This window comes from Micromonospora sp. ATLC16 (genome assembly GCF_057196645.1).
In genome coordinates, this window is sequence record NZ_JBXUOW010000033.1 from 57,304 (window position 1) to 63,303 (window position 6,000).

The following is a 6,000-nucleotide window of genomic DNA, read 5'->3' on the forward strand; positions in this document are numbered from 1 at the left end:
GTGCCACCGGCGGGGGCGAATCCGTTACGACACAACGGGTTTTTTCCGCCGAATGTTTGTGTCCCGGCAGCACAGGGCATACCGTGCGCGCAGAATGGCTCGCGTCGAGTCAGTTGCACAATCAGGAGGAAGTCGTGAACAAGGCCGAGCTCATCGAGGCGCTCGCGGTTCGCCTGGGGGACCGGAAAATGGCGACGGCCGCGCTCGACGCGGTCCTCGCTGAGGTCCAGGCGGCGGTCACCAAGGGCGAGAAGGTGGCGATCACCGGTTTCGGAGCGTTCGAGAAGCGTGTCCGGGGCGCGCGAACAGCCCGCAACCCGCGTACGGGGGAGGCGGTGAAGGTCAAGAAGACCTCGGTGCCGACGTTCCGCCCCGGCGCCGGGTTTAAGGAGATGGTGGCCAGCGGCAAGGTGCCGAAGGCCACGGCTGCGGCGAAGAAGACCGCCGGAGCCACCGCCAAGACCGCCGGTGCCAAGGCGACCGGGGCGAAGAAGACGACCGGGGCGAAGAAGACGACTGCGGCGAAGAGCACCGCAGCGAAGAAGACCACGGCGAGCAAGACCGCGGCGGCCAAGAAGACCACCGCGACCAAGACGACCGCGAAGGCCGCCCCGGCGAAGAAGGCGGCCACCAAGAAGGCCGCCCCGGCGAAGAAGACCGCCGCGGCGACCAAGGCGACGGCGGCTCGGAAGACCGCGACGGCCAAGAAGGCGCCGGCGAAGAAGGCACCGGCCAGGAAGGCTGCGACCCGGCGCTGAGCCGGTCGTACGACGAGGGCGCCCGCCGGCACGGTGGGCGCCCTCGTCAACTCCGCCTGCTGGCGGTGGCGCTGGTGGCGGGCCGTGCCGCCGGTGCTGCTGCGGCACCCGGTCAGAGGCGGTCGGCGGCGACGAGGTGGTCACCGGCGAAGGCGAGCAGCCAACCGCCGCCCTTACCGGTGGCCCAGTCACCACGCCGCCCCGCCAATCGCTCCAGGGCACCCGGAATCACCTTGCCCTGACTGCACACCGCCGCCGGTTCCCCGGCGGCGGCCAGCGCCGCCAGGCGTGCGGCGGCGGCCAGCACACACTCGTCGGGCTGCTGACCGGCGCTCGGCTCGTCCAGATCGCCGCAGACCTCGATCGGTAGGTCCAACAACGCGGCGGCCGGATCGAGGGTCTGCACGCACCGGCGTGGCGACGCGGACAGCAGGCGGGTCGGGCGGATCAGCCCGATCAGCGGTGCCAACGCCTGCGCCTCGGACCAGCCACGGGCGTCCAGCGGGCGACCGGTGTCCGGGCCGGGCCAGGTCAGCCGCTTACCGGCGTGCCCGTGTCGCACCAGCACCAGGGCCGCGGTGACCGGCGGCAGCGCCGCGAACGCGGCCAGCACCTCCGCGTCGTGCGGGTAGCTGACCATGGTCATCGCGTCGTCGACAGGCAGCCAACGGACCTCGTCGACCTCGGTGTCCGGCTGGAAGCCGCCGGTGCCCACCGCCCGCATCGACCAGTAGTCGACCACCTTGGGCCGGCCCTCGCTGCGGTACCGCACCGAAGGCAGCCGCTGCTGCGGCGCGGCCTGCGCGTCGGCCTCCTCGGCGACCTCCCGGGCGGCGGCGAGCAGCGGATGCTCGCCCGGCTCCAACTTGCCCTTCGGCAGCGTCCAGTCCCCGTACCGGGGCCGGTGCACCAGGCACACCTCGACGTCGTCGGCGTCGGCCGGCCGCCACACCACGCCCCCGGCCGCCCGGATCCCGGTCACGTCAGCCACCGGGTGCGCCGCCGCCGGCTGGCTCGCCGCCAGGCGTACGGGAAATCCGCGCGCGCCCGACGCACCGCCGCCCGCTCACGTTCCAGCAGCCGGCCCGCGGTCACCGCCAACTGATGGTCGTCGGGCCGCGCCTCGGCCACCGCCCGCCAGGTCTCGGCGGCCACCGCCGCGTCCTGGTGCTCACCGAGCAGTTTCTGCATCTTCGCCAGCGCCCGGGCCAGCTTCGCGGCGTCCCCGCCGAGCACCGGCGCGACCGCGGTCACCGCCGAACGGGCCTGCTTGCCCTGCTTGCGTACGGTGTGCCACTGCTCGTCGGGTCCGGCCGGATGCAACATCGCGACGCCGCCCGGCTTCTTCGTCGTGCCGGCCAGTCGTCGCCACGGGCGTGCCACGATTCGAGGCAGCATCCGCCGGGCAGGTGCGTCCGACCCGGGCGTGAGTCGCGGCGACCTGGCCGCCAGCACCAGCGCGTCGACCAGGGCGAGGTACCGGGATGAGCGCAGTGCCTCGTCGACCCCGTTCAGCGCCTCCTCCTGCCAGTCGGCGAGTACGGCATCCAGCCGGTCGACCGCCGCCGGATCCACCGGGCTGACCGGGTCGACGGCGGCGGTGCGACGCAGCCGCTCCCGCAGCACCTCCGCGTCCCGGGCCGGCCCCAGGGCATCCGCCAGCCACTTCAACTCGGTGCGCAGCGGCCGGGCCCACGCGGGGCGGACCAGCGGGCCGAAGGTCTTCAGGTCGCTGCGCAACCGCCGGCAGGCCACTCGCATCTGATGCACGGCGGTGTCGTCGTCGCCGACCGGTGCACGCAGCCGGGCCAGCGGGTCGTGCGCCAGCAGCCGAGCCACCGCGCGGCGTACCGCCTCGGTGACCACCACCGCGGCGCTCGGATCGGCCGGCAGCTCGTCCGGAGCCACCAGGTCCGGTTCGGTGGTGGCCGCCCGGCCGAGCGCGCGTACGTGCTTGGGGGTGAAGTCGCCACCCTGGGCGCCGGCGGCACTCAGCAGCTCGCTGAGCCGGTCGAGCAGTGCCACGTCACCGGCCTTGCGTTCCACCTCCACCTCGCGGAAGGCGCCGGTGGTGGCACCCTCGGCGTCGAGCACGGTGACCTGGTCGTCGACCACCTCGGCCAGCACGCGGCCGGCCTCGTCGACGATCTCCTGGGCGTGCCGGACGGTACGCACCACCGCCGCCGGGGTCAGCGCGGCGCCCCGGTGGAACACCGTGACCAGCTCGACCAGTTCCGCCGGCATCGCGTCGGCGGCGCCGGGGCGGGAGATCTCGTGGCGGAGACCGGGGCTGCCGGTCGGCAACTTCACCGTCCACGGCACCTGGTCGCCCTCGCGGTAGCGCAGCGAGACACCCGCCCGGGCCAGCCGCAGGTCCACCGTGTCGTGATAGGTGGCGACGAGGGTCGCCGGCGGCAGCCTCCGGACGCTCCCCGAGGGCGGCACGGCGGGGGAGAGGTCGGGTAGCACCCACCCGGCCTCCACCGTGAACTTCCGTTCCTCCTCGACCATCTGCTCAGCCTATTCCCGATCCGATCAGCCGGCCGTGCTGCCGACTCTGCGCAGCAGCAGGTGCTGAAGTCGGCTCAGGGACGCCTCCGGTCGGCCCGCCCGGCGGCTCCAGGTGCCGTCGCCGGCCAGCTCGAACGCGTCCACGTCGGGGCTCATGGCGGCACCGAGCACATGGTCCAGTTCGGCCCGGGCCACCGGGTCGGTGACCTGGACCAGTGCCTCCACCCGCCGGTCCAGATTGCGGTGCATCAGATCGGCCGAGCCGATCCAGAACTCCGCGTCGCCGTTGTTGCCGAAGCGGAAGACCCGCGAGTGTTCCAGAAAACGGCCGAGGATCGAGTGCACCCGGATGTTCTCCGACAGGCCGGGGACCCCCGGTCGCAGCATGCACATCCCCCGGATGATCAGATCGACGTGCACACCGGCCTGGGAGGCCCGGTACAGCGCGTCGGTGATTTCCTCGTCGACAAGCGAGTTCACCTTGAACTGGACGAGCCCCGGCATGCCCAGCCGGACATGGTTGATCTCCCGTTCGATCCGTTCGATCAGGCCGCTGCGAATGCCCTGCGGCGCCACCAGCAGCCGCCGGTACGCGGTCTGCCGGCTGTACCCGGTGAGCACGTTGAACAGGTCGGTCAGGTCGGCGCCGATCTCCGGGTCGGCGGTGAGCATGCCGAAGTCCTCGTAGAGCCGGGCGGTCTTCGGATGGTAGTTGCCGGTGCCGATGTGGCAGTAGCGGCGGATCTGGTTGCCCTCCTGGCGTACCACCAGGGCGGTCTTGCAGTGGGTCTTGAGGCCGACCAGGCCGTACACCACGTGACAGCCGGCCCGTTCCAGGGTGCGGGCCCAACCGATGTTCGCCACCTCGTCGAAGCGGGCCTTGACCTCGACGAGCACCACCACCTGCTTGCCGGCGGCGGCGGCGTCGACAAGCGCGTCCACGATCGGTGAGTCACCGCTGGTGCGGTAGAGCGTCTGCTTGATGGCCAGCACGTTCGGGTCGGCGGCGGCCTGCTCGATGAAGCGTTGCACGCTGGTGGCGAAGGAGTGGTACGGGTGGTGCACCAGCACGTCGCCGTCGCGCAGGGTGGCGAAGACGCTGCGCGGCACCTCGCCCTCGGCGAGCCGGGGATGGGTGGCCGGGACGAACGGCGGATCCTTCAGGTCGGGCCGGTCGGCCTCGCCGTACAGCTGCCAGAGCGCGGAGAGGTCCAGCAGGCCCCGGACCCGCAGCACGTCCTGGGTGTCCATGTCCAGTTCCCGGACGAGCAGTTCCAGCATGTGGTCGGAGATCGACGCAGCCACCTCCAGCCGTACCGGTGGACCGAAGCGGCGGCGGGCCAGCTCCCGCTCCAGCGCCTGGAGCAGGTCCTCGTCCCGGTCCTCGTCGACCTCGACCTCGGCGTTGCGGGTGACCCGGAACAGGTGGCACTCGACGACCTGCATGCCGGAGAAGAGCTGACCGAGGTGCACCGAGATGAGATCTTCCACCGGCAGCATGCGAACCCCGGGCTGGTCCCGGTCGACCCGGACGAACCGGGGCACGTTGTTGGGCACCTTCACCCGGGCGAACAGCTCCGGCCCGCCGTCCGGATCGCGTACCGCGACGGCCAGGTTGAGCGATCGGCCCGAGATGTACGGGAACGGGTGGGCCGGGTCGACCGCCAGCGGGGTGAGCACCGGGAAGATCTTCTCCCGGAAGTAGGTGCGCAGCCGTTCCCGCTCGGCATCGCCGAGGTCGGACCAGCGCAGCACCCGGATGTCCTCGGCGGCGAGCCTGGGCACCAGGTCGTCGACGTAACAGGCGGCCTGCCGGGCCACCAGTGCGGCGGCCTTCTCGGAGATCAGCGCCAGCTGGGTACGCAGGGGTAGCCCGTCGCCGCCCCGCACGGGTAGGCCGGCGGAGAGCCGGCGTTTCAGCCCGGCCACCCGCACCATGTAGAACTCGTCGAGGTTGCTGGCGAAGATGGCCAGAAACTTGGCCCGTTCCAGCAGCGGGTTGCTCTGGTCCTCGGCCAGGGCGAGCACCCGGGCGTTGAAGTCGAGCCAGGACAGCTCCCGGTTGAGGAACCGGTCCTCCGGCAGCGGATGGGCGGGCGCGGGGTCGTCGGCGGGCTGCGGCAGGCCCGGTGCCGAGACCGGGTCCAGCACCTCCTCCAGGCCGGCGGAGGCCGCCGCCGGGTCGTGGACCGGGGCGTCGTCGGGGATCGGGCGGGTGCTGCGGAACCGCCCGTCGGTCCCCCGAGGGCGACCTCCGTTGCGGCTGGTGGTGTGATCGGTGGCGGCGGGGCGTTCGCGAGGGGTGCTCACCCGCCCATAATCACCCGAACTCGGTTAACGCAAAATGAACTTGCGGCGGGTTGTCAGGACATCGTCGGCAGTGTCACGCGTACGACGACGCCGACGGCGTCGGTCTCCACGCGCACCCGCTGGCCGAGGCGGAGCAGGCGCAGCCCGGAGGCGTCGAACGCCCGGGCCGGGAAGGGCAGCTCGGTGCCGTCGTCCAGCAGCAGCAGCCCGCTGCGGGTCGCCGCGTCGAAGGTCGCCACCGTGCCCTGCATGACAGCACCGTACCGAACCCCTGGCGCGGCGGGTGGACGCCCGCGCCGTCAGGTCGAGAAGGATTCGGTGCGACAGTCGGAAGTGAGCGCCGTGGTGCGCGGGCCGAGCCCGAGCCGCGCCGCGACGGCCAGGTCGTCGGCGGTGTCCACGTCGCGCCGCAGGCTCGGCC

The 6,000-nt window shown here is 72.3% G+C and carries 5 protein-coding genes and 1 pseudogene; 1 reads left to right on the forward strand and 5 read right to left on the reverse strand.

The window, feature by feature from the left end; all coding sequences use genetic code 11:
* The first annotated feature begins 134 nt into the window (after positions 1-134).
* The gene (locus AC2CHE_RS16000; RefSeq protein WP_484505675.1) at positions 135-758 is read left to right on the forward strand and encodes an HU family DNA-binding protein; all 624 of its coding nucleotides are present in this window, start codon (positions 135-137) and stop codon (positions 756-758) included.
* Between the two features lie 112 nt (positions 759-870).
* On the opposite strand, the gene AC2CHE_RS16005 is transcribed toward AC2CHE_RS16000, so the two are convergent.
* The 5 genes and pseudogenes from AC2CHE_RS16005 to AC2CHE_RS16025 form a co-directional block, all read right to left on the reverse strand.
* Positions 871-1,749, reverse strand: coding sequence for an NUDIX hydrolase (locus AC2CHE_RS16005; RefSeq protein WP_484505676.1), 879 nt, complete (start codon positions 1,747-1,749; stop codon positions 871-873).
* Positions 1,737-3,269: a CYTH and CHAD domain-containing protein gene (locus tag AC2CHE_RS16010; protein ID WP_484505677.1), complete on the reverse strand. Its 1,533-nt coding sequence runs from the start codon at positions 3,267-3,269 to the stop codon at positions 1,737-1,739. Before AC2CHE_RS16010 ends, AC2CHE_RS16005 begins: the two co-directional genes overlap by 13 nt.
* A gap of 24 nt (positions 3,270-3,293) precedes the next feature.
* The gene (locus AC2CHE_RS16015; protein WP_484505678.1) at positions 3,294-5,579 is read right to left on the reverse strand and encodes an RNA degradosome polyphosphate kinase; all 2,286 of its coding nucleotides are present in this window, start codon (positions 5,577-5,579) and stop codon (positions 3,294-3,296) included.
* 53 nt (positions 5,580-5,632) lie between these two features.
* Complete coding sequence (locus AC2CHE_RS16020; protein WP_484505679.1) at positions 5,633-5,830, reverse strand: cold-shock protein; 198 nt, start codon at positions 5,828-5,830, stop codon at positions 5,633-5,635.
* Positions 5,831-5,914: 84 nt separating this feature from the next.
* A pseudogene (locus tag AC2CHE_RS16025) lies at positions 5,915-6,000 on the reverse strand (2-phospho-L-lactate guanylyltransferase); the annotation flags it as partial.